At 71.2% G+C, this 20,728-nt stretch carries 21 protein-coding genes and 2 tRNA genes; 10 read left to right on the top strand and 13 right to left on the bottom strand.

Annotated features, from left to right (window positions below):
* Positions 1–458 precede the first annotated feature (458 nt).
* Positions 459–674, top strand: a complete 216-nt coding sequence (locus tag RBH18_RS16955) for a hypothetical protein (RefSeq protein WP_306208771.1) — start codon at positions 459–461, stop codon at positions 672–674.
* Between the two features lie 179 nt (positions 675–853).
* Here the strand turns inward: RBH18_RS16955 and RBH18_RS16950 are convergent, their stop codons facing one another.
* The 6 genes from RBH18_RS16950 to RBH18_RS16925 form a co-directional block, all read right to left on the bottom strand.
* Positions 854–1,648 carry a carbon-nitrogen hydrolase family protein gene (locus RBH18_RS16950; protein ID WP_306208770.1) on the bottom strand — a complete coding sequence of 265 codons (795 nt, stop codon included), beginning with the start codon at positions 1,646–1,648 and terminating at the stop codon, positions 854–856.
* An 89-nt stretch (positions 1,649–1,737) separates the two neighbouring features.
* Positions 1,738–3,030: an ATP-dependent Clp protease ATP-binding subunit ClpX gene (gene clpX / locus RBH18_RS16945; protein ID WP_305789088.1), complete on the bottom strand. Its 1,293-nt coding sequence runs from the start codon at positions 3,028–3,030 to the stop codon at positions 1,738–1,740.
* Between the two features lie 388 nt (positions 3,031–3,418).
* Complete coding sequence (locus RBH18_RS16940) at positions 3,419–4,081, bottom strand: ATP-dependent Clp protease proteolytic subunit (RefSeq protein ID WP_306208769.1); 663 nt, start codon at positions 4,079–4,081, stop codon at positions 3,419–3,421.
* 11 nt (positions 4,082–4,092) lie between these two features.
* The gene (locus RBH18_RS16935) at positions 4,093–4,722 is read right to left on the bottom strand and encodes an ATP-dependent Clp protease proteolytic subunit (protein ID WP_306208768.1); all 630 of its coding nucleotides are present in this window, start codon (positions 4,720–4,722) and stop codon (positions 4,093–4,095) included.
* A 196-nt stretch (positions 4,723–4,918) separates the two neighbouring features.
* Positions 4,919–6,265, bottom strand: coding sequence for a trigger factor (gene tig / locus RBH18_RS16930; RefSeq protein WP_306208767.1), 1,347 nt, complete (start codon positions 6,263–6,265; stop codon positions 4,919–4,921).
* A 40-nt stretch (positions 6,266–6,305) separates the two neighbouring features.
* Positions 6,306–6,379, bottom strand: a tRNA-Pro gene (locus tag RBH18_RS16925).
* A gap of 140 nt (positions 6,380–6,519) precedes the next feature.
* Between RBH18_RS16925 and RBH18_RS16920 the strand changes: the two genes are divergently transcribed.
* Positions 6,520–6,590: transfer RNA gene (locus tag RBH18_RS16920), tRNA-Gly, on the top strand.
* Between the two features lie 437 nt (positions 6,591–7,027).
* On the opposite strand, the gene RBH18_RS16915 is transcribed toward RBH18_RS16920, so the two are convergent.
* Entirely contained in the window at positions 7,028–7,924 is an 897-nt protein-coding gene (locus RBH18_RS16915) for an SDR family oxidoreductase (protein WP_306208766.1), read from the bottom strand.
* 123 nt (positions 7,925–8,047) lie between these two features.
* On the opposite strand from RBH18_RS16915, the gene RBH18_RS16910 reads away from it, so the two are divergent.
* The 4 genes from RBH18_RS16910 to RBH18_RS16895 all read left to right on the top strand — a co-directional run bounded on the left by RBH18_RS16910 (position 8,048) and on the right by RBH18_RS16895 (position 10,295).
* Positions 8,048–8,944 carry a glycosyltransferase family 2 protein gene (locus tag RBH18_RS16910; RefSeq protein ID WP_306208765.1) on the top strand — a complete coding sequence of 299 codons (897 nt, stop codon included), beginning with the start codon at positions 8,048–8,050 and terminating at the stop codon, positions 8,942–8,944.
* A 50-nt stretch (positions 8,945–8,994) separates the two neighbouring features.
* On the top strand, positions 8,995–9,384 hold the full coding sequence (locus tag RBH18_RS16905) for a lipopolysaccharide assembly protein LapA domain-containing protein (protein ID WP_306208764.1): 390 nt from the start codon (positions 8,995–8,997) through the stop codon (positions 9,382–9,384).
* Between the two features lie 72 nt (positions 9,385–9,456).
* Positions 9,457–9,777 carry an ArsR/SmtB family transcription factor gene (locus RBH18_RS16900; RefSeq protein WP_306208763.1) on the top strand — a complete coding sequence of 107 codons (321 nt, stop codon included), beginning with the start codon at positions 9,457–9,459 and terminating at the stop codon, positions 9,775–9,777.
* Positions 9,774–10,295: an SRPBCC domain-containing protein gene (locus RBH18_RS16895; protein ID WP_306208762.1), complete on the top strand. Its 522-nt coding sequence runs from the start codon at positions 9,774–9,776 to the stop codon at positions 10,293–10,295. The genes RBH18_RS16900 and RBH18_RS16895 overlap by 4 nt, the downstream gene beginning before the upstream one ends.
* Before the next feature lie 294 nt (positions 10,296–10,589).
* Here RBH18_RS16895 and RBH18_RS16890 read toward each other — a convergent pair whose 3' ends face one another.
* Positions 10,590–11,627 (bottom strand): DNA-directed RNA polymerase II, encoded by a 1,038-nt coding sequence (locus tag RBH18_RS16890; RefSeq protein ID WP_306208761.1) that lies wholly within the window; start codon positions 11,625–11,627, stop codon positions 10,590–10,592.
* Positions 11,628–11,726: 99 nt separating this feature from the next.
* Between RBH18_RS16890 and RBH18_RS16885 the strand changes: the two genes are divergently transcribed.
* Together RBH18_RS16885 and RBH18_RS44135 are read left to right on the top strand one after the other, a co-directional pair.
* On the top strand, positions 11,727–12,971 hold the full coding sequence (locus RBH18_RS16885) for a GNAT family N-acetyltransferase (RefSeq protein ID WP_306208760.1): 1,245 nt from the start codon (positions 11,727–11,729) through the stop codon (positions 12,969–12,971).
* 131 nt (positions 12,972–13,102) lie between these two features.
* Entirely contained in the window at positions 13,103–13,699 is a 597-nt protein-coding gene (locus RBH18_RS44135) for a hypothetical protein (RefSeq protein WP_372338927.1), read from the top strand.
* Between the two features lie 167 nt (positions 13,700–13,866).
* Here the strand turns inward: RBH18_RS44135 and RBH18_RS16875 are convergent, their stop codons facing one another.
* From RBH18_RS16875 to RBH18_RS16860, 4 genes are all read right to left on the bottom strand, one after another.
* On the bottom strand, positions 13,867–14,340 hold the full coding sequence (locus tag RBH18_RS16875) for a ribose-5-phosphate isomerase (RefSeq protein WP_305789100.1): 474 nt from the start codon (positions 14,338–14,340) through the stop codon (positions 13,867–13,869).
* A gap of 23 nt (positions 14,341–14,363) precedes the next feature.
* Positions 14,364–15,281, bottom strand: coding sequence for an alpha/beta hydrolase (locus RBH18_RS16870; protein ID WP_306208759.1), 918 nt, complete (start codon positions 15,279–15,281; stop codon positions 14,364–14,366).
* Positions 15,281–16,468 carry a DUF1015 family protein gene (locus RBH18_RS16865; RefSeq protein WP_306208758.1) on the bottom strand — a complete coding sequence of 396 codons (1,188 nt, stop codon included), beginning with the start codon at positions 16,466–16,468 and terminating at the stop codon, positions 15,281–15,283. The genes RBH18_RS16870 and RBH18_RS16865 overlap by 1 nt, the downstream gene beginning before the upstream one ends.
* Before the next feature lie 76 nt (positions 16,469–16,544).
* Positions 16,545–16,751, bottom strand: coding sequence for a hypothetical protein (locus RBH18_RS16860; protein ID WP_306208756.1), 207 nt, complete (start codon positions 16,749–16,751; stop codon positions 16,545–16,547).
* 205 nt (positions 16,752–16,956) lie between these two features.
* Here RBH18_RS16860 and pepN point away from each other — a divergent pair, with 205 nt between their 5' ends.
* Complete coding sequence (pepN, locus tag RBH18_RS16855) at positions 16,957–19,515, top strand: aminopeptidase N (protein ID WP_306208755.1); 2,559 nt, start codon at positions 16,957–16,959, stop codon at positions 19,513–19,515.
* A gap of 224 nt (positions 19,516–19,739) precedes the next feature.
* Positions 19,740–20,300 carry a Uma2 family endonuclease gene (locus RBH18_RS16850; protein WP_306208753.1) on the top strand — a complete coding sequence of 187 codons (561 nt, stop codon included), beginning with the start codon at positions 19,740–19,742 and terminating at the stop codon, positions 20,298–20,300.
* A 9-nt stretch (positions 20,301–20,309) separates the two neighbouring features.
* On the opposite strand, the gene RBH18_RS16845 is transcribed toward RBH18_RS16850, so the two are convergent.
* Positions 20,310–20,693 carry a DUF5130 family protein gene (locus RBH18_RS16845; RefSeq protein ID WP_306208777.1) on the bottom strand — a complete coding sequence of 128 codons (384 nt, stop codon included), beginning with the start codon at positions 20,691–20,693 and terminating at the stop codon, positions 20,310–20,312.
* Between the last annotated feature and the right edge of the window lie 35 nt (positions 20,694–20,728).

Genomic DNA, 20,728 nt, shown 5'->3' with positions numbered 1-20,728 from the left:
GTGTGGACCTCCTTGGTAGGAGACCCGCTCGGGGCAACCGCTCAAACTTACCCGGTCGGCCCCGCAAGCGCAAGACCCAAGTCCTCCGCCGCACCGCCCAAGTTTTTCCGCGCTGAAGCCACCCTCAGCGGGTGGATCGTGTCGGATGGTCCCGCAGGCCGCCCGGAGATCACTCGGTGATCGATCCGCTCGGTTCCCCGCGAACCCGGTAAACCTTACCCGGTCGTTCTCGCTGGCGCAAATCGTTGTTCCGCTTCGCGTCAACCTCGCCCGGTGCCCCACAGCTTAGCGCTGCGGCAAGCGTGCCTCCGGCGACTCGTCAGATCGGCGACTTTCGTCCCCGTTCCTCCCGGTTCCCCGTGGGCAGAGAGAAAGTTACGTGGTCCCCCACCCGAAACGCAAATCGGCTCCCGTCCCGGTAACACGCACGAGCCCCGGGCCGTGCCAGAGTTGCAGGCATGGCCGGTGACCACACGTACGCAGCGGATGCGCTCTTCGACCAGCTGATGCCGCTGTCTCAGCTGGTCATCGGCGTTCTGGTGCTGGTGGCCGTCATGGTCTCGGTGCTCCGCCTAGCCCGGCGCGGCCCCTCCCGGATGGGCGGCGCGATGCTCCTGGCCGCCGGCGCTGTGGTGTGCGTCGCAGTCGTGAGCTACCTGCTGCAGACCTACTGAAGCCCCGCGCAGAGCTGAAGCCCGCGCAAGAGGCCGAAGCCCGCGCAAGAGCTGAAGGCCGCACAAGAGGCCGAGGCCCGCAAAGGAAGCCAAGCCCGCGAACGAAGCCAAGCCCGGGAACGAAGCGAAATCCCACAGCCGGACCTCCAGCACGCGGACGAAGCGGAAGACGAAGACCCCTACAACCGCCGGTTCGCCAAACTAGGCACCGTCGTCCGAATCTCCTCGACCCGCCCCAGATCCAGATCCGCGGTGACGACCCCCACGGTGTCCGGCGCCTGGGCGACCACCGTCCCCCAAGGATCAATGATCATGCTGCGCCCGAAGCACGTACGCCCCGGCTCATGGTCCCCGATCTGCCCCGCCGCCACCACGTAGCACTGGTTCTCGATCGCCCGCGCCCGCAGCAGCACCTCCCAGTGGTCCCGCCCGGTGTGCAGCATGAAGGCGGCCGGCACCACGAGCACCTTGGCGCCGGCGATGGCCAGCTGCCGGTACAGCTCCGGGAAGCGCAGGTCGTAGCAGATCGACAGCCCGACCGGCACCCCGTCCACCGCGGCGACGACGGGCGAGTCCCCCGGCGCCACCGTGCGGGATTCCTGATAGGAGACGCGCCCCGGGATCTCCACGTCGTACAGGTGGATCTTGCGATAGGTCGCCGTCAGCTCGCCCTGCGGGTTGAAGACCAGCGACGTGTTCCAGGTGCGCTCGGGGTCGGGGCCCGCCTCGTGGAAGGAGCCCGCGTGGACCCAGATGCCGAGCTCCCGGGCCGCACCCGCGAAGAAGGCGGCGAACTCCCCGTCGACGGTTTCCGGCTTCGGGGCGTCGGCGCCCGGGCCGAGATAGTCGACGTACTCCGGGAGGACCGCGAGGGTCGCGCCCGCTGCGGCGGCTCGGCCCAGAAGGTCCCGGGCCACGGCCAGATTGCTTGTACGGTCCTCGCGAGCATTCAGCTGACACACCGCAACACGCATGGCACCACCCTAAGACCGCGCAGGGGCGCAAAAACAGCACCACCGCCACGCGCGGGTGCGCGGGCGGTGGTGTCAGGGCACAGGACGGCTCAGGCCGACTTCTCCTCGCGCTCGCGCCGGGGGCGCCGGCCGCCGAACTCGCGCGGGACGATCGTCGGGATGACGTTCTCCACGACGACCTCGCGGGTGATGACGACCCGGGCGGCGTCGGGGTTGCTGGGCACCTCGAACATCACGTTCTGGAGGACCTCCTCCATGATCGCGCGCAGGCCGCGAGCGCCGGTGCCCCGGAGCATGGCCTGGTCGGCGATGGCTTCGAGGGCGCCCTCGTCGAACTCCAGCTCCACGCCGTCGAGCTCGAAGAGCCGCTGGTACTGCTTCACGTACGCGTTCCGCGGCTCGGTCAGGATCTTGATGAGCGCCTCGCGGTCGAGGTTGCGCACCGTGGTGATCACCGGGAGCCGGCCGATGAACTCGGGGATCAGCCCGAACTTCAGCATGTCCTCCGGCATGACCTTGCTGAAGATGTCGTCGGTGTTGCGCTCCGAGACCGAGCGGAGGTGGGCGCCGAAGCCGACGCCGCTCTTGCCGACGCGCGACTCGATGATGCGGTCCAGCCCCGCGAAGGCGCCACCGACGATGAACAGCACGTTGGTGGTGTCGATCTGGATGAACTCCTGGTGCGGGTGCTTGCGTCCGCCCTGCGGCGGCACGTTGGCGACCGTGCCCTCCAGGATCTTCAGCAGGGCCTGCTGCACGCCCTCGCCGGAGACGTCGCGGGTGATCGACGGGTTCTCGCTCTTGCGGGCAATCTTGTCGACCTCGTCGATGTAGATGATGCCCTGCTCGGCGCGCTTCACGTCGTAGTCGGCGGCCTGGATGAGCTTCAGCAGGATGTTCTCGACGTCCTCACCGACATAGCCCGCCTCGGTCAGGGCCGTGGCGTCCGCGATGGCGAAGGGGACGTTGAGCATCCGGGCGAGCGTCTGCGCCAGGTGCGTCTTGCCGCAGCCCGTGGGGCCGATGAGCATGATGTTGGACTTGGCCACCTCGACGTCGCTGCCCGCGCCGGGCGCGCCGTTCGACTCGGCCTGGATCCGCTTGTAGTGGTTGTAGACGGCGACGGAGAGAGCCTTCTTGGCGTTCTCCTGCCCCACCACGTAGTTGTCCAGGAACTGGCAGATCTCCATCGGCTTGGGAAGCTCTTCCCACTTCACCTCGCCGGTCTCGGCCAGCTCCTCCTCGATGATCTCGTTGCAGAGGTCGATGCACTCGTCGCAGATGTAGACCCCAGGGCCCGCGATGAGCTTCTTGACCTGCTTCTGCGACTTACCGCAGAACGAGCACTTCAGTAGGTCGCCACCGTCGCCGATCCGTGCCACCTACATACTCCCTGCGCTCATAGGCCGGCTCGCACCGGCCCTCGGCTGAGGACGATCTTCCTCGTTGCCAAATCATCGTCTTGCACAGTTCATCGTCTGCCGACGTGCGTTACTGAGGTTGCCGACTCGACGTTACCCGCAAAAGGGCTGTTCTCCGACCCCCCAAAACGGGCGTGTCAGGGGCCAGTCAGTCTAGCTTGCGCCGCGGAGGGCTCCGCGCTTGCTCCCGCTGGACCAGAACACGGCTCCGGCGGGCAGGTGGTTCAACGGATCGGGGCCCTTCACCCGCGGCGGGCGTCTGCAACACCCTACCCACGGAACGCCGACGGTGCCCGGGCCGGAACCCGGGCACCCGACGGACGAACGGCGACAGCTGTCGCGACCTGCGTCAGCTGCCGACGCCGGCGGCCTGCAGGCTCTTCTTGCGGGTGGCGAGCACCGTGTCGACGATGCCGTACTCCTTGGCCTCGGCGGCCGTCATGATCTTGTCGCGGTCGATGTCCTTGCGGACCTTCTCGATCGGCTGACCGGTGTGCTTGGCGGTCAGCTCCTCGAGCTGGGTGCGCATGCGCAGGATCTCGCGGGCCTGGATCTCGATGTCCGAGCCCTGACCGTAGCCGCCCTCGGTGGCCGGCTGGTGGATGATGATCCGCGAGTGCGGGAGCGCCATCCGCTTGCCCGGCGAGCCGCCGGCGAGCAGCACCGCCGCCGCGCTGGCCGCCTGGCCCAGGCAGACCGTGCTGATGTCGGGACGGATGTACTGCATGGTGTCGTAGATCGCCGTCATGGCCGTGAACGAGCCACCGGGCGAGTTGATGTACATGATGATGTCGCGGTCCGGGTCGGCGCTCTCCAGCGTCAGCAGCTGGGCCATCACGTCGTTGGCCGACGCGTCGTCCACCTGGACGCCGAGGAAGATGATCCGGTCCTCGAACATCTTGTTGTACGGGTTCGACTCCTTCACGCCGTACGACGTGCGCTCGACGAACGAGGGCAGGACGTAGCGGTTGTGCACCGGTGCGAACCCGGGAGGCATCGTCAGGTCTGTCATTGGTCAGCTCCTCAGTTCAGCGTTCCGGCGCCCTCGGGGACCTGCGTCGCCCCGGTGATCACCTTGTCGATGAAGCCGTAGTCCTTGGCCTCCTGCGCCGTGAACCAGCGGTCCCGGTCGGAGTCGGCTTCGATGGTCGCCTGGTCCTGGCCGGTGTGGTGGGCCACCCGCTCCTGGAACATGCGCTTGGTGTAGAGCATCTGCTCGGCCTGGATGGCGATGTCGGCCGCGGTGCCACCCACGCCGCCGGACGGCTGGTGCATCATGATCCGCGCGTGCGGGAGCGCGTAGCGCTTGCCCGCCGTGCCGGCGCAAAGCAGCAGCTGGCCCATCGACGCCGCCATGCCCATCGCGACGGTCGAGACGTCGTTGTCGATGAACTGCATGGTGTCGTAGATCGCCATGCCGGAGTAGACGGAACCACCCGGCGAGTTGATCCAGAGGTTGATGTCGCGCTCCGGGTCCTCCGCGGAGAGCAGCAGCAGCTGGGCGCAGATGCGGTTGGCAACCTGATCGGTCACCTCACTGCCGAGGAAGATGATCCGCTCGCGCAGCAGGCGGTTGTAGACCGAGTCGTCCAGGTTGCCACTGAGGGAGTCACCACGCAGCGTGGGACTCGCAGGGATGTGCAGATCGGTCATGGCAGCCCTTCACAGCTGACTGTGTCGGCCGAGCTTCCGGCCGGCAGGTTGTCCGTCGTACGACCAACCTAACCGGTCCTTTGCGCATCAGCTTCCCGCTCGGGCAGGTGTTCGCTGACAGCGCACCAGGGGTCCGGCGCCGTCACGAAGACGGAAAAGGCCGCCACATCACGCGGCGGCCTGCTCCGGAGGAAGATCAGTGGTTGTGACCGGCGTGGTCGTCGCTCGCCTCGCGCAGGTCGTCGAGGGTGAGGACGGTGCCCGCGGTGTCCTTCATCTCGACCTGCTCCATGACGCTGGCCAGCGCCTTGCCCCGGCGCACGTCGCCGAAGACGGCCGCGGCCGCACCCGACTGCACCAGCTGGTCGTAGTACTGCTGGGGCTGCATCTGGGCCCGCTGCGCGCGGTGCACGATCTCGTGCCCGAACTCGTCGTCGCTGACCTGGATGTCGTCGCGGTCGGCGATGGTGTCCAGCAGCAGCTGAATCTTGACGCCCTCGGTGGCGGCCTCGGTCAGCTCGGTGTCGATCTGCTCCTCGGTCTTCTCCTCGGAGGCGAGGTAGTCCTCGAGGGTCGCGCCGATCCGCTCCAGCTGGTCGGTCATGGCCTGCTTGCGACCCTCGACCTCGTCCTTGACGATGCCCTCGGGCGCGGGGATCTCGGCCGCCTCGACGAGCTGCTTGAGCGCCTCGTCCCGGGCCGCGTAGATCTGCTCGACCTTCTTGACCTTGCCCAGCCGCTCCTTGAGGTCGGCCTTCAGCTCGTCGAGGGTGTCGAACTCGCTCGCCATCTGCGCGAACTCGTCGTTGATCTCGGGGAGCTGCTTGTCCTTGACCGAGCGGACCTTGACCTCGACCTGCGCGTCCCGCCCGGCGAAGTCGCCGCCCACCAGCTGCGTGGTGAAGGTCGTCTCCGCGTCGGCGGACAGGCCGACCAGGACCTCGTCGAGACCCGGGAGCAGCTGCTTGCTGCCGACCTCGTGCGAGATGTTGGTGGCCGAGCCGCCCGGCACCTCCTCGCCGTCGACCGTCGCGCGCAGGTCGAGCTGGACGTAGTCGCCCTCCTCGGCCGGCCGCTCCACGGTCTTCAGCGTGGCGAAGCGCTCACGCAGGCCGTTGATCTGCTCGTCGATCTCGTTGTCGCCGATCTCGACGGCCGGCACCTCGACCTTGATCGCCGACAGGTCCGGGATGGCGATCTCCGGGCGGACGTCGACCTCGGCCGTGAACTTCAGCGGCTCGTTGTCGGCGAACTCGGTGATCTCCACCTCGGGACGGCCCAGGGTCTTCACCTCGTGCTCACGAACCGCGGCCAGGATCTGCTGCGGGATCGCCTCCTGCACGGCCTCGTTGAGCACCGCGCCCCGGCCGACCCGCTGATCGATGACGGCCGACGGGATCTTGCCCTTGCGGAAGCCGGGGATCTGGATCGAGGACCCGATCTCGCGGTACGCCTTCTGCAGGCTGGGCTTCAGCTCGTCGAACGGCACCTCGATGGCCAGCCGCACCCGGGTCGGACTCAGAGTCTCGACGGTGCTCTTCACAGGCGTACTCCTTGGATGGATCTCTTCGTATAGGTGAAAGTCGGGGTGGCGGGATTTGAACCCACGGCCCCTCGCTCCCAAAGCGAGTGCGCTACCAAACTGCGCCACACCCCGGAGGCCGCAGGCTAGTGTATGCGGTCGGCCCCGTGGCGTGTGCCTCGGCGTCGCCCGATGCGCCACGCGGGGGAACCGGTTAGCCAACCGCCCGAAGATTCAGTAGTCTGGCGGCGGCCCCGAGCACCGCTCGGGGCCACGCGGGCGTAGCTCAATGGTAGAGCCTCAGTCTTCCAAACTGATTACGCGAGTTCGATTCTCGTCGCCCGCTCGTTGGTGGGTTGGCCCTGTCCGCGGAGAGCGCGGACGGGGCCAACTCGCATTTTGCCGGGGGGCCGAGCCCCCCGAACCCCCACGGTGCGGTTGCTTGCGCTTGGCGCGGGGAGGTCTGGCGGTCACTTCACTGGTACGCGTTTCGGGGTGGGCGTCGTTGGTGGGGACGGGTGGTCCGACCCGAGTGGGTTGCTTGCGGCCCGGCGCGAGGAGAGCCCAGTGGGCCGGACCGGCGACGCGGGGCGAGCCGACGCGGGCGATACCGGACGAGGCGGGCGACGTGGGCGACACCGGATGAACCGACCCGGGCGACGCGGGCGAGCCGACCCGGGCGACGCGGGCGAGCCGACCCGGGCGACGCGGGCGAGCCGACCCGGGCGACGCGGGCGAGCCGACCCGGGCGAGACGACGCCCGACGAGACGACGCGGGGTGGGTTAGCTGACGGGTTTGCCGCCGGTGATGCCTAGGACTTCGCCGGTGGTGTAGCTGCTTTCGTTGGTGGCGAAGTAGACGTAGGCGGGGGCCAGTTCGGCGGGTTGGCCGGCTCGGGCCAGGGGGGTGTCGGAGCCGAAGGATTTCACTTTCTCCTCGGGCATGGTGGCCGGGATGAGGGGGGTCCAGATGGGGCCCGGGGCGACGGCGTTCACGCGGATGCCCTTGGTGGCGAGCTCCTCGGCGAGGGCCTTGGTGAAGGCGACGATGCCGCCCTTGGTGGTCGCGTAGTCGAGCAGCGAGTACGAGGACTGGTACGCCTGGATCGAGGCGGTGTTGATGATCGTGGCGCCCGGCTCGAGGTGGGGGACGGCGGCGCGGGAGAGCCAGAACATCGCGTAGAGGTTGGTCTTCATCACGCGGTCGAACTGGTCGGTCGTGATGTCCTCGATGCCGCCGGGCTGGGCCATCTGGTAGGCGGCGTTGTTGACGAGGATGTCGATGCCGCCCAGGTCGGCCACCGCCCGGTCGATGATGGCCTGGCAGTGCGCCTCGTCGCGGATGTCGCCGGGGACGCGGACCGCCTTGCGCCCCGCCTTCTCGATCAGCTGCGCCGTCTCGAGGGCGTCTTCCTCCTCCTCGGGCAGGTAGGAGATGAGGACGTCGGCGCCCTCCCGGGCGTACGCGATGGCGACGGCGCGGCCGATGCCGGAGTCGCCGCCGGTGATGACCGCCCGGCGTCCCGTCAGCCGGCCACTGCCCCGGTAGCTCTCCTCGCCGTGGTCGGGACGGTCCGGCATGCCGCCGGTGAGGCCGGGGTGATCCTGGTCGCCGCCGTCGAGCTCGGGCTTGGGGTACTGGCTCCGCGGGTCCTGACGCGTGTACTGGTCCTGGGTCATGGACGAACGCTTGCCCGGGCGCGGGGCGACTAATCGCTTACGCTGCGTTGACGTCTTGACCACGTCCGGGTGATGTGTCGTGGATAACTCCATGGATCGATCGCCTACGGGCAATCGCGGTCCGTGAGTGGAGCAGAGATCGGCGTGGTAGTCATCACCTGGAACCGGCGCGACGAGGCACTCGCAGCGGTGGAACGGTTGTGCGCGCTGCCCGAGCGGCCACCCGTGGTGCTTGTCGACAACGGCTCCACCGATGGCACAGCCGACGCGGTCCGCTCCCGGTTCCCCGAGGTGGACGTCGTCGCCCTGGGCGAGAACCTCGGGGCCGTCGGACGGACCGTGGGCGTACGCCGGCTCGAGACGCCCTATGTGGCCTTCTGCGACGACGACACGTGGTGGGAGCCCGGGTCGCTGGAGCTTGCCGTCAAGCTGCTCAAGGCGTACCCCCGGATCGCGGTCCTCAATGCCCGCATCGTGGTCGAGCCGTCCGGGATCGAGGACCCCGTGGTGGCCGAGTTGCGGGACTCCCCCGTGCCGGCGCCGCCGTGGCTGCCGGGGCCCGCCCTGGGCAGCTTCCTGGCCGGCGCGTCGGTCGTGCGGCGTGACGCCTATCTCGCGTGCGGCGGCTTCAACGCGCGGCTGTGGCTGGGCGGCGAGGAGGAGCTGCTCGCCACCGATCTGCTGAGTGCGGGCTGGGAGCTCTGCTACAGCGAGGAGCTGGTGGTGCATCACCAGGCTTCCCGGGTACGCGACTCGCGCCTGCGCCGCCGCAACGGCCTCCGCAACACGTTGTGGTTCACGTGGTTGCGCCGCCCGCTCGGTCCCGCGCTGCGCCGGACCGCCTTCCTCGCCCGGACCGTCCCCCGCGACCGGACCTCCGTGCTCGCCGCCTGGGACGCCGCCCGCGGACTCCCGTGGCTCGTGCGCGAGCGCCGGCCGCGCCCCCGCACCGTCGAGCGCCGCCTCCGCCCCCTCGACGAGGCGCAACGCCGCTCGGCAGCCCGCAAGTACGTGGGCTGACCCGCGCATTTCCGGCTTGATGCGGGGCCTTTCGCGGGAGAATGCGCACTATGTCCTACACCTCGGAGCACGAGCCGTTCCCCGCGCCCGACCCCGCGCGCAAGCCGGACTCGCCGCCGCTGCCCGACGAGCTGGCGCAGACGCTCGCCGGCCTCGGCCCCGCTGGGGATGCGCCCGCTCCCCGCAAGGCGCAGGTCCCGTGGACCCGGACGAGCGCCGTGTGGGCCGGCGTGTGGGCAGGTGTCGCCGTACTCGTCCTGCTCATCATCTTCGTGGCGCAGAACACCGGCGGGGCGCGCATCAGCTTCCTGTGGATGGAGGGCCAGATCCCGCTCGCGCTCGCCCTTCTGATTGCCGGCGTCGCGGGTGCCGTCATCGCCATGGCCGTCGCCGCCGCCCGGATCATCCAGCTGCGCCGCCTGGTGCGCAAAGGCCGCTGACGTAGCCCGCCCTCCCGGGGCGGGCTTTTCTCAACCTTGACATGTGACCTTTTGGTCACCTAACTTAGCGTCATGGTAGACGACGACAGGGTGTTCAAGGCGCTGGCCGACCCCACCCGGCGTCTGCTGCTCGACCTGCTGTTCGCCCGGGAGGGCCGCACGCTCACCGAGCTCGAGTCCGAGGTGACGATGAGCCGCTTCGGCGTCGCCAAGCACCTGAAGGTGCTGGAGGAGGCCGGGCTCGTGGTCACCCGCCGATCGGGCCGGGAGAAGCTGCACTTCCTCAACCCCGTGCCGATCCGGCTGATCCACGACAGGTGGATCGACAAGTACACCGAGCGTCACGTGACGGCGCTCGTCGACCTCAAGACAGCACTGGAGGACGAGCCATGACCGAGCCGCTGACCACCCAGGTGTTCCGGGTCTGGATCCGGAGCACCCCCGAGAAGATCTGGACCGCGATCACCGACCCGGAGTGGACCGTCAAGTACGGCTACGCGGCGCCGGCCTACTTCGAGCTGAAGCCCGGCGGGTCGTACAAGTCGGTGCCCACCCGGGAGATGCGCGACTTCGCCAAGGAGAACGGCTGGCCGATGCCGGACGTCATCGTCGACGGCGAGGTCCTCGAGTCCGACCCGCCCCGGCTGCTCAAGCAGACCTGGCGCATGCTCATGGACCCGGCGACGGCGGGCGAGCCGTTCACCACGCTGACCTACCTGATCGAGGAACTCAAGTCGCAGCCGGGCGTGTGCCGGCTGACGCTCACGCACGAGCTGACCGGGGCGCCGGCGACGTCGACGATGGTCGCGGGGTCGCCGCTGGACGAGGCCGGCGGCGGGGGCTGGGCCTGGGTGCTCAGCGACCTCAAGTCGCTGCTGGAGACCGGCACCGCCATGAGCGGCCGAGGCTGACCCACGCGTCCGGAGCTGAGCTGCTCAACCTGGGCAGACGCGCGCGGCCGGGACAAAGCGGCGCGGCCCGGGCTGAGCGCCGGGACTGAGCTGAGCGGCCGGGACTGACTCCCGCGCCGGGGCTGGCTCGCGCGCCGGGGCTGGCTTGCGCGGCCGGGGCTGGCTTGCGCGGCCGGGGGTGATCCGCGCCGGCGGCTTCGTGGGAGCACGGGCTCGCGGAAACGGCGACGGCGCACCGGATGTGATCGGTGCGCCGTCGTTGCGGGAAGGCGGCTGGTTGCGGGAAGGCGGCTGTCAGCCGAAGAGGCCGGTGACCCAGTGAACGGCGTCCATGACCCACTCGGTCTGCTGCAGGTGGGCGATGCCGACGCCGACCAGGAAGACCCCGGCGACGATGTGCGAGCCTTTAGCCGTGTGCCGCTCACGGCCCAGCTGGCGCTCGAGCACGATCCGGCCGATCAGCCGGGCCAGCGCGAAGACGCCCACCGCCACCAGCAGCGCCACGATGAAGGTGATGATCGGCGAGGTGAAGTCGCCGGTGTTCGTCGAGATGGTCCAGATGCCCCAGCAGACGAAGTCGAACAGCAGCCCGGCGAAGCTCCACTCCCCGCCGCGGCGCAGCTGGCTCAGGTGCCAGCCGAGCGGACGCTGCGGGCGCGGGGCCTCGGCGTCGGGCCAGCCGGTGCCGGTCGGCTCGTGCTCGGCGACATTCTCCTGCGGCCGGGACCGCGGCGTCACCGAGGCCCGCCCGCTCGAGAACGGCGACGGCGGCACGGGCTGCTGCGGCGCCACGCCCGGATAAGCGCCACTGCCCCCGAATGCCGCGGTGCCTTGCGGACCGCCACCCGTCAGCGGCGCGGTGCCCTGCGGACCGCCACCGCCCTGCAGCGGCGCGGTGCCCTGGTGCGGCGGCGCGCTGCCCGGATGGATGGCGGTCGGATCGGCGGACGCGCCACCGAAGCCGGACGCGGGACCGCGGTCCGAGCCCGGAGCGCGACCGGAGGCGGCCGAGCCCGGAGCACGACCGGAAGCAGGACCGCCGTCGAAGCCCGGAGCACGACCGGAGGCGGAGGCGCGGCCCGAGGCGGGAGCACGGCCCGAGGCGGGAGCGCCACCGGACACCGGCGCGTCGCTCGCACCCCACACGCGGGTCTTGGGCTGCTGCTCACCGGCGGGGCGCGGCTGCTGACCGGCGGAGCGCTGCTGCTGACCTGTGGGGCGCGGCTGCTGGCCGGCGGGGCGCGGCGGCATGTCCGTCGTGGGCGGATCGGCCCACGGATCCTGCGGCGGCATGTCGAGCGTCCGCTCGGGCCACTGCGGTTGCTCCGGCATCATTCCCCTCCCCCGGCACGGCCGTGCGCCGCCCTGCATCGAGAGTAACGAGCAAACAAATCGCTCGCCGCCGCGCGCGCCGTCCGTTACACAAACAGCATGGATGCCTCCGACATAGTGATCAGGGCGGGCACCGCGCAGGACTGGGACGCGATCTGTGATCTGCTGACCGGTCTTTTCCACGAGTCGTGGTCGCAGGAAACCCGCGACGCCGAACAGTCGGTCTGGGAGCCCGGGCGCTCCCTGGTGGCCGAGGACGGTGACGTGGTCGCCGGGCACGCGGCCGCGTACACCAGAGAATTGACCGTGCCCGGGACGATCGTGCCCGCCGCGCACATCTCCCTGGTCGGCGTCGCGCCGACCCATCGCCGCCGGGGGTTGCTCACCCGGATGATGCACCGCCAGCTCGGCGAGATCGCGGCCGCCGGGCGCGAGCCGATCGCGGTCCTGTGGGCCAGCGAGACCAAGATCTACCCCCGATTCGGGTACGGCCACGCCGCTCAGCGCCTCCGGCTGAACATCGCCACCCCCGAGGTACGTCTCCCCGCCGCCGATGCGGCCACGTCGGCCAAGGGCCGGCTCCGGGCAGTCGACCCGCGGACCGGGTACGCCGATTTCGCCGCCGTGCGCGACCGGTTGCGCGCCGAACGGACGGGCTGGTCGGGGCGGGACGACACGTGGTGGAAATTCGTGCTGTTCGACGACGAGTCCCAGCGCGGCGGCGCCACACGACTGCACGGCGTCGTACGGGAGACGCCGGAAGGCCCGACCGGCTACGCGCTCTGGCGGGTCAAGCGCGGCTGGACCGAGAAGGGCCCGGACGGCGAGGTGCACCTCCAGGACCTCGTGGCAGCCGACCCGGAGACATGTCTCACGCTGTGGCGCTTCGTGCTCTCGCTCGACCTCGTGCGCCGCGTGACGTACGGCATGGCCGCGCTCGACGACCCCCTGCTGCACCTCGTCGACGAACCGCGCCGGCTGGGCGCCGAACTCGCCGACGCGCTGTGGATCCGGGTCGTCGACGTGCCCGCCGCGCTGAGTGCCCGGCGCTATTCGGCGCCGCTCGACGTGGTGCTGGACGTCACCGACCGGCTGCTCGACGCGAACCAGGGACGCTGGCGGCTCACGGTCGCCGAGGACGGCACGGCCACCTGCACCCGGACCGGCGCCCCGGCCGATGTGGCTTGTGACGTGCTCGATCTCGGGGCGACGTACCTGGGTGGGGTCTCCCTCGCCGCGCTCGCCGCCGCCGGCCGGGTGCGCGAGCTGACCCCGGGAGCGCTGCGGCGCACGGCGGTGGCCTTCGCGTGGCACCGGCTGCCGCAACCGGCCGAGGTGTTCTGAGTGGGCCCGGCGGCGGTAGGTTCGGCGGTATGGGCGATCCACCCGAACGCCGGCGCCGCCGCCTGCGTCCCCCCTCGGCGGCCAAGGCCGCGACCGCCGCGCGGCCCGACCCGGCCCCGCCGAATTACGCTGTGACCGCACCGCCGGGCCCCGTGGACCCGGACTCCGTGGAGACGGCCTCTCCGGGCCATGATGCGACCCCGCCGGAGCCGGTCGCGACAGGGACGGGTGAGATCGCGGCGGAGACCGCCCCGGTGCACGACCCGGAGGAGACGCCGGCGCCCAAGCCCGCGCCTCCCCCCAACGGCGGCGACAAGCTTCCGGCCAAACCGGTGGCGGGAGCCGGGCGACAGGCCCGACCGGCGACAGCACAGGCCGGGCGGCCGTCGGGACAGGCGACGCGAGGTGCGACCCCGTCGGGACAGGCGACGCGAGGTGCGGCGCCCGCGGGACAGGCGACGCGCGCCGCCGGGGCCTCAGCGCAGGGCGGACGGCAGGCGGCGCAGGGCACCCGCCCAGCCGCGGGAACCGGGCCCGGCGGCGAGGACCAGGCCGAGCGTGGTCTGCGCGGCCTGGTCGGCTCGGGCTCGTCGCAGGTCAGCGTGACCGCGGCGCTGCGGGCCCGGGACGCCGCCCGGCCCACCGACGAGGACATCGCCGCCGCCGAGGCCGGGCTGACGATCGTCCGGCGCAACTGGGTGCCCCGCGAGGACCTGCCCCGCCGCTGACGCTGACGATCGTCCGGCGCAACCGGGTGCCCCGCGAGGACCTGCCCCGCCGCTGACGGCCCCGAGCACCGCAGCACCGCAGCACCGGCAGGCGCAGGACCGCGCAACGCCAGCCAGGTCGGCGGGCCGGCGCGCGACAGTCACGGGAGCGCCCAAGCGCGCGACGGTCAGGAGGCGGGCAGCTCCGGCAGCTCGCGGCTCTGCTCGTACTCGGCGAGCTGGGCGATCCGGCGGGCGTGCCGCTCGTTGCCCGAGAACGGCGTGGTCAGGAACGCCTCGGCCATCGCGGACGCCTCGTCGAGGGTGTGCTGGCGGGCGCCGATCGCGAGGACGTTGGAGTCGTTGTGCTGGCGGGCGAGCTGGGCGATCTCGACCTTCCAGGCCAGGGCGGAGCGGACGCCGGCGATCTTGTTGGCGGCGATCTGCTCGCCGTTGCCCGAGCCGCCGATGACGATGCCCAGGCTGCCCTCGTCGGCGACCACCTTGGCGCCGGTGTTGAGGCAGAACGCGGGGTAGTCGTCCTCGGGGTCGTAGACGTGGGGCCCGACGTCGACGACTTCGTACCCCTGCTTGGCGAGGTAGTTCACGAGGTGACTCTTCAGCTCGTAGCCGGCGTGGTCGGAACCGAGGTAGACGCGCATGTCCGCAGTCTGTCAAACCCCGATCAGAACGTCAGCGCGGCCCGCAGACTGACCGCGATCTGGTCGGCCGCGGCCCGGGCGGCGTCGAAGATCGCGAGCTTGCGGGCGAAGCCGTGGTTCACCCCCTGGTAGCGCACGTGCACGACCGGCACACCCGCGCTGAGCAGGGCGTCCGCATAGTCGGCGCCCTCGTCGCGCAGGGCGTCGTACTCGGCGGTGATGATCAGGGCCGGCGGCATGCCCGTGAGGTCCGCCACCGCCAGGGGTGCGACGTCCGGGCTGAACCGCGAAGCGGCGGATGGGACGAACGTCTCCCAGGCCAGTTTCATGGCGGCGCGGTCCAGGCCGTACTCGCCGACCTCGTCGTACGACGAAGAGGCCAGCATCGGATCGATCGCCGGGTAGATCAGCACCTGGTAGTCCAGCGGGGTGGCCGCATCGCGCTGCCGCCGGGCGGCGACGGTGGCCAGCTGTCCGCCCGCGCTGTCACCGCCGATCGCGAGCCGGGCCGGGTCGACCCCCAGGCCGCTTCCCTCTCTCCGCACCCAGCGCAGCACCGTCTCGACATCCTCGAGCGCAGCGGGGTGCGGATGCTCGGGCGCCAGCCGATAGTCCACGCTCAGCACGGCGCACCCCGAGCGGTCGGCGATGCGGCGGCACAGCCGGTCGACGGTCTCCACGCTGCCGTAGCACCAGCCGCCCCCGTGCAGGTAGACGAGGACGGGGGCGCCGGCGCGGCTCGCGTACAGCCGGCAGGGCACGCCGTCCGCGTCCACGTCGACCACCACGGGCAGCGGGATCGCCGGGCCGCACTCGGCCTCGACCGTCTCCTCCATCGCCTTGCGGGCGGAGAGCAGCTGCTCGTAGGGGTCGGCCGCCAGCGCCTCGGCGGGTGGCCGTTCGCGCACCTGCCGAGCCGCGGCGACCTGTGGATGCAGCATCAGAGCTGGGCCAGCACCAGGCCGCCGCGGGCCTTGGGCGTGAACCAGGTGCTCTTGCGGGGCAGCTTCTGGCGTTCGAGGTTCACGGCCACGAAGTCGTCCACGGTCACCGGGGCGATGAGCACGGCCAGGTCGGCGCGCCTGGCGTCCACCTCGTCGCGGAGCCAGCCGGCCGGGTAGTCGCCGCCGACGTACGCGATGCGCTTGTCGCCCGGGTCCAGGCCCAGCGCGCCCCGCAGCAGCACCCGCTCCACGAGCGCGTGGTCGAGGTTGTCGACGGCGGGCGACCCCGGCTCGGCGGGGAGGATCACGGAGTACGACTTGCCTTGGGCGTACAGCTCGATGGTGCCCTTGGCCGGCACCTCCGCGGCGCGCGGCAGCGGATCGACCCGCGCACCGGCCGCGGTGAGGCTCGTCACCAGGTCGTCGACCGGGACGCCGGACACCAGCCGGTTGTAGGGCTGGATCGCCACCGAGCCGGGCGTGGTCACGACGGCCAGGAAGCGCGGCAGGCCGCCGGTCTGCGCGGCCAGGCTGCGGTGGTTGCCGTCCGCGACGACCAGCTCCCCGCCCCCGGCCAGGGCGGTCAGCTCACGCTGCAGCGGCCCCTCGGGCACGACCCAGATCGCATGGGTACGCCCGGACTGGTCCACATCCGTCGCGGCCGGCTCGCCCGCGGCGTCGACGGCGGCGGCGAGCGCGGTGTGCAGCTCGTCACCCTTGCCCGTCTGCAGCAGCAGCACCGGGGACAGCAGCGTGCCGAGGGCCTCGGCGAGTGCGACCCGCTCGCGGACCTTCGCGATGAACACGTCCTCGTTGCGGATCACCAGCCCCGGCTCGTCGGCGCTGGTGGAGATCTGATCGGTGTCGACCATGGCCCAGAGGCCGTACGCGGCCGGCTCGCCCGGCGCGCTGATGCGGTAGAGCACCACCACGTCCCCGGCGGGGGCGTAGCTGCCGTCGGCCTGCTCCTTCGCGAGGCGGGCGGCGGCGTCGGGCAGGCAGTCGAGGAACGCCTTGCCCACGGCGGAAGGGGCCCGGTGGGGCATCTCGATGGCCAGCGCGCTGCGCGGGTTGTCGGCGATGATCTGAGTGATCTCGGCGTCGTCGGCGAACTCGTCGTAGTTCTGGGCTCCGGTGCCACCGGTGGTGATCCAGGCCCGGCTGATCGGGTGCACGACCGTCATGCGCCGAACGGTACCCAGGCCGTCACTTCCCCGCTCGGACGACCCCCGGGCCGTCCCACCAGTCAGGTCGGGCGGGTCAGATCGAGCGGCGGCGGGCGTACCCGGAGGCCGAAGGCATGTTCTTGCGCAGGCGGGCCTCGCGCGCCCGGCGCCGCGGGTCGACCGGCTCGGTGGCCGGGAAGGTGCTCACCGTCACCGGCGGCGCCACCATGGCGGCGACGTCGGCGGGCAGTTGGTCCCAGGAACCACGCTGCACGGCGATGGCGTTGTCGGTCTCGCGCACGGTTTTCTCCGATCGGGTGACGGTTCTCACTCTTCATCCAACGGCCGACGGGCTGCGGATGTGACTGTTTCGGCCGAAGAGCCCCCATCGTGATTTCCCCGACCGCACCACGGGTGCGTACTCCGCACGATGACCACATAGGGTGGCCTTGAGAAAGCTTCGGGCCGGGCGGGCGCCGCCGCGGCCGTCGTGGAGGAGAGTGATCGTGGCCGGAGTTCGTAACCTGACCCAGGTCGAGGCCGCCGAGCGGGCCCGCCTGCTCGAGGTGACGGGGTACGACATCGCCCTGGATCTGACCGACGGGTCGGGCAAGCCGGGCGACGGCACGTTCCGGTCCGTCACCGAGGTCACGTTCCGCTGCGCCGAGCCCGGCGCGACGACGTTCATCGAGGTGGCCGCGGCGTCCGTGCGCTCGGCCGTGCTCAACGACACCCCCGTCGACCTGTCCGGCTGGTCCGCGGAGAAGGGCCTGGCGCTGACCGGGCTCGCCGCGGAGAACAAGCTGGTCGTCGACGCCGACTTCCACTACTCCGCGAGCGGGCAGGGCCTGCAGCGCAGCGTGGACCCGGTGGACTCCGAGGTCTACCTCTACAGCCAGTTCGAGACGGCCGACGCGCAGCGGGTCTACGCGGCCTTCGACCAGCCCGACCTGAAGAGCGTCTTCACCTGGCACGCCACGGTCCCGCAGCACTGGACCGTCGTCTCCAACATGCCCGAGGCGGGCACCGAGGAGGCCGCCGGCGGCGCCAAGACGGTCCACTTCGAGACCTCGCCGACGATGAGCACCTACATCACGGCGCTCTGCGCGGGCCCCTACCACCAGGTGCGCGACAGCCACGACGGCATCGAGCTGGGCGTCTTCTGCCGGGCCTCGATGGCGCAGCACCTCGACGCCGACGACCTGTTCCTGGTCACCAAGCAGGGCTTCGACTTCTTCCACGAGCAGTTCGGCGTGCGCTACCCGCTGCCGAAGTACGACCAGCTGTGGGTCCCCGACTTCAACGCCGGCGCCATGGAGAATTTCGGCTGCGTCACGCACGCCGAGGCGCACTACATCTTCCGCTCGCAGGTCACCGACTACGAGTACGAGCAGCGCGCCAACACGATCCTCCACGAGCTCGCCCACATGTGGTTCGGCGACCTGGTCACCATGCGCTGGTGGAACGACCTGTGGCTCAACGAGTCGTTCGCCGAGTGGGCCAGCCACTGGTGCAACACCCACGCGACCCGCTTCACCGACGCGTGGACCACCTTCCTGAGCATCCGGAAGAACTGGGGCTACCGGCAGGACCAGCTCTCCTCGACCCACCCGGTCTACTGCGAGATGCCGGACCTCGAGGCGGTCGAGGTCAACTTCGACGGCATCACGTACGCGAAGGGCGCGAGCGTGGTCAAGCAGCTCGTCGCGTACGTGGGGCTCGACTCGTTCCTGGCCGGCCTGCGCGCCTACTTCCAGCGGCACGCGTGGGGCAACGCCACCTTCGACGACCTGCTCAGCGAGCTGGAGACGGCGTCGGGTCGCGAGCTGCGCAAGTTCGCGGCGCAGTGGCTCGAGACCGCGCAGGTCAACACGCTGCGCCCGGTCGTGACGATCGGCGCCGACGGGACGTACGAGAGCGTTGTCGTGCGGCAGGAGGCGCCGGCGGCGTACCCGACGCTGCGCACCCACCGTATCGGCGTGGGCCTCTACGACCTCGAGGGCGACCGGCTGGTGCGCCGCGACCGGATCGAGGTCGACGTCACCGGCGAGGAGACCCCGATCCCGGCGCTGGCCGGTCAGCGGGCCGCCGACGTGCTGCTGCTCAACGACGACGACCTGACGTACGCGAAGCTGCGCCTCGACGAGCGCTCGATGGAGACGGTCGTCCGGCACATCGACGGGCTCGACTCGTCGCTGGCCCGCGCGCTGTGCTGGGCCGCCGCGTGGGACATGGTCCGCGACGCCGAGCTGTCCGCCCGTGACTACGTGGCGCTGGTCCGCACCGGCCTCCCCCGCGAGCAGGACATCAACCTGACCACGGCGACGCTGCGGCAGGCCACCACGGCCCTCGCCATGTACGCGGACCCCGCCTGGGCGCCCACCGGATGGGCCCAGCTCGCCGAGACCGCCCGCGCGGCCGTGGCGGCGGCCGAGCCGGGCAGCGGCTTCCAGCTCGCCTGGGCCCGGGCCTACATCGGTGCCGCCCGCGGCGAGGCCGACCTGGCGGTGCTGCGCGGCTGGCTCGAGGGCCGCGACGTGCCGGCGGGGCTGACCATCGACACCGAGCTGCGCTGGTCGCTGCTGCAGGCGCTGTCGGCCCGCGGCGTGGCGGCCGAGTCGGAGATCGAGACCGAACTCGCCGCCGACCGGACGGCGAGCGGCGAGCGCGAGGCCGCGCTGGCCCGGGCGCTCATCCCGACCGAGGCGAACAAGGCGGCCGTCTGGGCCCGGCTGACCGGCCCCGAGAAGCTGCCGAACTGGCTGCACCGGTCGCTGCTGCAGGGCTTCCAGTCGGCGAGCCAGGTCGAGCTGACGGCGCCGTACGCCGCGAAGTTCTTCGAGGTCGTCGACGACGTCTGGGCCGCCTCGGACAGCGAGCCGGCGCAGGAGTTCGTGATGCTGGGCTACCCGGCGTACCAGGTGAGTGCGGACACCGTGGCGCTCACCGACACGTGGCTGGCGGCCGAGGGGCACCCGGCGTCGCTGCGGCGGCTGGTCGCCGAGGGTCGCGACGGGGTGCTGCGCGCGCTGCAGGCCCGGGCGAAGGACATCGCCTCGGCCTGACCGTTCCTCCGGAGCCCCCGCGTCGCCTCGTGCGGCGCGGGGGCTTTCTGTTCGGTTCCGCGCGCGTGCGGCGGGCGGGCCTGCGAGGGGTTCCTTGCGCCACATGGGGAAATCCGGCGCCCGAAACCCGACGGAAACAACCCTGTGTGAGTACGCTGGCACTCCGCGTCGGATACGGGGATCGGCGTCGGCGGAACGGTTTGTCGGGGCGAAGGGGTGGGCGCGTGACGGTGACCGGTCAGAGCGTCGTTCGCCATGCCGCGCCGGACGGGCCGTGGACCGAGCCGGACCTGCACCACTTCCCGCAGGACGGGCACCGCTACGAGATCGTGGACGGCAGCCTGCACGTCACCCCGCCCCAGGACCCGGTGCACGACGCCATCGTCGCCGCGCTGGTCGCCACGCTGCGGGCGGCGGCGCCGGAGGGCTGGTGGGTGTGCGACCGCCTCGGCGTCGCGCTGGGCGCGAGCAACCTGATCCCCGACGTGACCGTGCTCCGCCCGCATTCCTCGGGTGCGAGCTGGGCCGCACCCGGCGACGTGGCGCTGGTGGTCGAGGTGGAGTCGGCGAGCACGCGCAGCTACGACGCGCTGCTCAAGCCGGCCCTCTACGCCCGGGCCGGCATCGGCTGCTTCTGGCGGGTCGTGCCGGGCGCCGACCCGGTCGTGCATGCCCTGGCGCTGAGCAACGCGGGCTACGAAACCCTGCAGACGGCACAGGGCGCCGATCCTGTGCGGATCGACGCCCCTTTCCCGGTCCGGGTCGCCCCCGGAACCTGGGTGTGAGTCTTCGCCTCAGCTGCGGCCGGCGTGGCTGGAGAGCTGGTCGAGCCCGGCCATCACGCCGCCGGCCAGGTCGCCGCCCGCGAAGGCCGCGGCCATCGAGAGGGCGGCCAGCTTGGCGTCGCGGTCGGAGATGCGCTTCTTGGCCAGGGAGCCCGTGACGATCTCCAGGACCCGCTGGTTGGGCGAGGCCGCGAGCAGGACCGCCAGGTCGTTGTTCTTGATCTGGGCGTGCAGGGCCACCGCCGACTCGCGGGTCGGCTCCGCCAGATCGCCCAGGTAGACGCTGAACGCCAGCCCGGTCTGCTCGTTGGCGGTGCGCAGCGCGTGGTCGAGGTGCAGGAGCTGGCGCGTCGTGAAGGGGCCATCGAGGGCGACGCGCTGCTCGGGGGACATGCCCAGCTCGGGGTGCTCGGCCAGGGTCGGCCCGC

It is taken from the genome of Actinoplanes oryzae, assembly GCF_030757795.1.
In the GTDB taxonomy this organism is placed as follows: Bacteria; Actinomycetota; Actinomycetes; order Mycobacteriales; family Micromonosporaceae; genus Actinoplanes.
Note: the sequence above shows the minus strand (reverse complement) of the source record. Positions and strands in the feature narration are given on the sequence as shown.

Bases quoted from the DNA above. Each gene is read 5' to 3' on its own strand.
- RBH18_RS16935 (WP_306208768.1), bottom strand. From the start codon at position 4,722: ATGACCGATCTGCACATCCCTGCGAGTCCCACGCTGCGTGGTGACTCC.
- RBH18_RS16845 (WP_306208777.1), bottom strand. From the start codon at position 20,693: ATGTCCCCCGAGCAGCGCGTCGCCCTCGATGGCCCCTTCACGACGCGC.
- RBH18_RS16940 (WP_306208769.1), bottom strand. From the start codon at position 4,081: ATGACAGACCTGACGATGCCTCCCGGGTTCGCACCGGTGCACAACCGC.
- RBH18_RS16875 (WP_305789100.1), bottom strand. From the start codon at position 14,340: ATGCGCGTCTACCTCGGTTCCGACCACGCCGGCTACGAGCTGAAGAGT.
- RBH18_RS16900 (WP_306208763.1), top strand. From the start codon at position 9,457: ATGGTAGACGACGACAGGGTGTTCAAGGCGCTGGCCGACCCCACCCGG.
- RBH18_RS16885 (WP_306208760.1), top strand. From the start codon at position 11,727: ATGGATGCCTCCGACATAGTGATCAGGGCGGGCACCGCGCAGGACTGG.
- RBH18_RS16905 (WP_306208764.1), top strand. From the start codon at position 8,995: ATGTCCTACACCTCGGAGCACGAGCCGTTCCCCGCGCCCGACCCCGCG.
- RBH18_RS16890 (WP_306208761.1), bottom strand. From the start codon at position 11,627: ATGCCGGAGCAACCGCAGTGGCCCGAGCGGACGCTCGACATGCCGCCG.
- RBH18_RS16865 (WP_306208758.1), bottom strand. From the start codon at position 16,468: ATGACGGTCGTGCACCCGATCAGCCGGGCCTGGATCACCACCGGTGGC.
- RBH18_RS16950 (WP_306208770.1), bottom strand. From the start codon at position 1,648: ATGCGTGTTGCGGTGTGTCAGCTGAATGCTCGCGAGGACCGTACAAGC.
- RBH18_RS16915 (WP_306208766.1), bottom strand. From the start codon at position 7,924: ATGACCCAGGACCAGTACACGCGTCAGGACCCGCGGAGCCAGTACCCC.
- RBH18_RS16955 (WP_306208771.1), top strand. From the start codon at position 459: ATGGCCGGTGACCACACGTACGCAGCGGATGCGCTCTTCGACCAGCTG.
- RBH18_RS16870 (WP_306208759.1), bottom strand. From the start codon at position 15,281: ATGCTGCATCCACAGGTCGCCGCGGCTCGGCAGGTGCGCGAACGGCCA.
- RBH18_RS16895 (WP_306208762.1), top strand. From the start codon at position 9,774: ATGACCGAGCCGCTGACCACCCAGGTGTTCCGGGTCTGGATCCGGAGC.